A 3081-nucleotide genomic window follows, 5' to 3' on the forward strand; every position below is an offset into this window, starting at 1 on the left:
GCTGGGCGCGGGGGGCGGCCGGGGAGGCGTCGGCGCCGCGGTTCGGGGTGGTGTTCTCGCTGGTGCGTTCCTGGGCCGCCGGGCTCGTGGTGACGGCGGTGACCGGGTACCTCCTGGGCGGTCTCCTCACGGAGGCGCTCGCGACGCCGGAGCGGCTGGAGTCCTTCGGCTGGCGGCTGGCGCTGCTGCACGTGCCGGGCCTGCTCGTGGTGACGCTCTCCGTGCTGGCCGCGGCGCGCCTGCACCCCGGCCCGTACCGGCAGTCGCTGCCGCTGCACCTCCTCGCCTCGCTCGCCGTTCCGGCGGCGGTCACCCTGCGGAACCTGCTCAGCAGCTGGGACCCCCTCGTCGCCGAGGGCCTGTGGACGGGCGTGGCCTCGCTGGTCTTCGGCGGCACGGGCGCCCTGCTCCTGGACCGGTTGCGGGACGGGCGGCACGACCGCGGCCGCCACCCGTGGGACGACCTGGGTCAGAGCGCCACGGACTACATCGGCATGCTCGTGGTCGTCGTCGCCGTGATCGCCGGGCTGCTGGCCACGAGCGCCGGCCGGTCGATCGGCGGGCAGATCAAGGAGAAGATCTGCCGGGCGTTCGGCGGCAGCTGCGGCGCGGGCGGCGGGACGGAGGCCGGGGGAAAGAAGGACGCCGACTTCGAGCCGCCCTTGTGCAACATCGCCACCGTCGCCGACACCGCCGGCAGCGAAGCGAAGATCGCCTGGTTCAAGTGGGGCAACGAGTACGGCTTCCAGCAGCAGACCTTCCAGGCCAAGACCGATGTCAACGGAGACGGCAAGGTCGACGGCAAGGACCAGAAGGTCTACCTGACCTTCACCGACGCGGCGTCGGTCGGCGCGACCGGCGAGTGGAAGCCGGGCCTGAAGGTGGGCAAGCTCGGCGCGGACAAGGTCGAGCTCGGCGCCGGCGTCAAGGTCACCAACGGCGACACGTGGGCCTTCGACAGCCCTGAGCAGGCCGAGAAGTTCCGCAAGGACATCGAGGTCATGAAGACCTGGGAGACCTCGGCGAAGTACGGCGGGATGGGTGGCGGCAACTGGTACTCGGCGTACAAGTACGGCAAGGAACGGGAGAAGATCGAGAAGAAGCTCGGGGACCGGCACATCGGCTACGGCAAGATCGGCCTGGAAGCCTCGGCCGAGGCCGGCCTGAAGATATCCGCCGCCGACGAGAAGAAGCTCTCCGCCCAGCTGGGCGGAAAGTTCAAGTTCTCGCCCGAGGTGACCTTCACCAACAACGACATCAACGGCACCAAGGCCTACACCTACTCGGCCGGCATGGAGTACGGCGGCAAGACCGGCGTCGAAGCCGGAGGCCTCAGCGGCTCCTCCGAGGGCACGGTCGCCCGCACCGGCACCATGACCGTCACCCGGGACAAGGAGACCGGGAAGCTCACCCGTATCGACATGACCCAGACGATCGACCGGAAGGGCAACGACGGCGGCAAGGCGAGCGGCTCCAAGGACAACGGCAAGTCCGGGGACGACAAGAAGGGCGGCGGCGCCAAGGCGGGCGGCAGCTCCAAGACGAGCGACGTCGACGTGGTCACCAACTCCATCGTCTTCGAGAAGGGCGCAAAGGGGGACAAGGACCGCGACGTCGCCGAAAAGTGGCTGGACGGGTACGGCGACAACACCGCCCCGTTCTCCTACATGTTCGGCGACCACGCCCCGACGACCCGGCCCGGCGACGACGACCGCTTCGGACAGCTCCTCTTCGACAAGGGCATGTCCAGCAAGATGCACTACAACGGCGAATCCAGCGCGGCGGAGTACGGCTTCGACCTCACGCTGGGACTCAGCCTCGGCTTCAAGGTGACCACGGAGCACAGCAACCAGAAGCTCGACGAGGCGCAGTTCCTGGGTGCGCCTGCGAACGGCAAGCGCGGCTACGTACCGTACAGCTACTGCGCGAAGTGACCGGCGAGCCGCCGTGCGACCGAGGAGGACCGGGGATGGAAGGGGTACGAGGGGTATGGACGTGAAGCGTGTGCTGCGCTCGCTGAAGGCCGCCGGCGCCGGCGCCCTCGCGGCGGTGCTCCTCGCGGGCTGCGGCAGCGAGGGCGGAGCGGGCGCCGCGGCCGGCGAGGGCTGGAAGTCCCTGGACGCCCAGCGGCTCACCGTCTCCTGCCCGCCCGGCTTCACCGAGCTCGGCGCCGCCGAGCGGGGCAGCCACACCGCGGCCGCCGCCGCGCTCACCGACGGGGCGACGATGGTCGGCAAGGTCGGCGTGCAGATCAACTTCACCACGGCCACCTCGGCCGAGACGGCGGCCATCGGCGCGGAGGCCAGTGTCCAGCTGGGATCGACGCTCGGCGGCCAGAAGAAGATCGACGTCCGGGGGACGGACGACGCGCGCCGCGTGGACTACGAGTTCACGTCCACGGGACAGCAGAACACGCCACCGAAGGGGACCAGGATGACGGGGGTGGACATCGTCGGCATGGACAAGAAGGACGAGGCCTTCCTGGTCCGGATCAACGTGGTGAAGGGCAAGCTCTCCGAGGGCGACATCGACAAGATCGTCGATTCCGTCCGCGTCACCGGCTGAGGACCGCCGATGTCTGACCGCGCCAAAGACGCCCTGCTGCCCCTCTTCGTCGCCGCTGTCTTCGGGGTGTTCTCCGCTCACTACCTCCGGCGCCTGTTCACCGTGCTGCGCGTGCTCCGGCGCGGCGAGCGGGCGGCCGGGCACTGCGTCGACATCAGGTGGCGCCGGAGCGGGGACAGCGACACGGACACCAAGTACTACGTCTTCGCCTTCCGGGACCGGGACGGCCACGAGGTGCGCTTCGAAGACCACACGCGGGCGTTCCGCGGCTTCACCGTCGGGTCGCCCGTGCGCGTCTCCTACGATCCCGGGGCGCCCGGGAAGAGCGCGACCATCGCGGACCGGGAGAACTGGGGCGCGGTGGCCGTGCCGGCGCTCCTGGGCGCGGCGTTCGGGCTGGTGACCCTCGTCATGACGGCCGTCGCCGGGCTCGTCGCCGGAATCCTCTGACCCGGGCCGGGGCGGGCAACGCCGCCCGCCGGCCCCGCTTGGGCCCCAGGGCCCATGCCCCCGCGC

The 3081-nt window shown here is 70.5% G+C and carries 3 protein-coding genes; all 3 read left to right on the forward strand.

Features of this window, described 5'->3' with window-relative positions:
- A partial coding sequence (locus ACSNOH_RS34195) for a DUF3488 domain-containing protein (protein ID WP_436725343.1) occupies positions 1-1934 on the forward strand: 1934 nt, incomplete at its 5' end.
- 55 nt (positions 1935-1989) lie between these two features.
- On the forward strand, positions 1990-2565 hold the full coding sequence (locus ACSNOH_RS34200) for a hypothetical protein (RefSeq protein WP_436725344.1): 576 nt from the start codon (positions 1990-1992) through the stop codon (positions 2563-2565).
- Between the two features lie 9 nt (positions 2566-2574).
- Positions 2575-3015 carry a DUF3592 domain-containing protein gene (locus ACSNOH_RS34205; protein WP_436725345.1) on the forward strand — a complete coding sequence of 147 codons (441 nt, stop codon included), beginning with the start codon at positions 2575-2577 and terminating at the stop codon, positions 3013-3015.
- Positions 3016-3081: the final 66 nt, after the last annotated feature.

It is taken from the genome of Streptomyces sp. URMC 127, assembly GCF_051386535.1.
Lineage (GTDB): Bacteria > Actinomycetota > Actinomycetes > Streptomycetales > Streptomycetaceae > Streptomyces.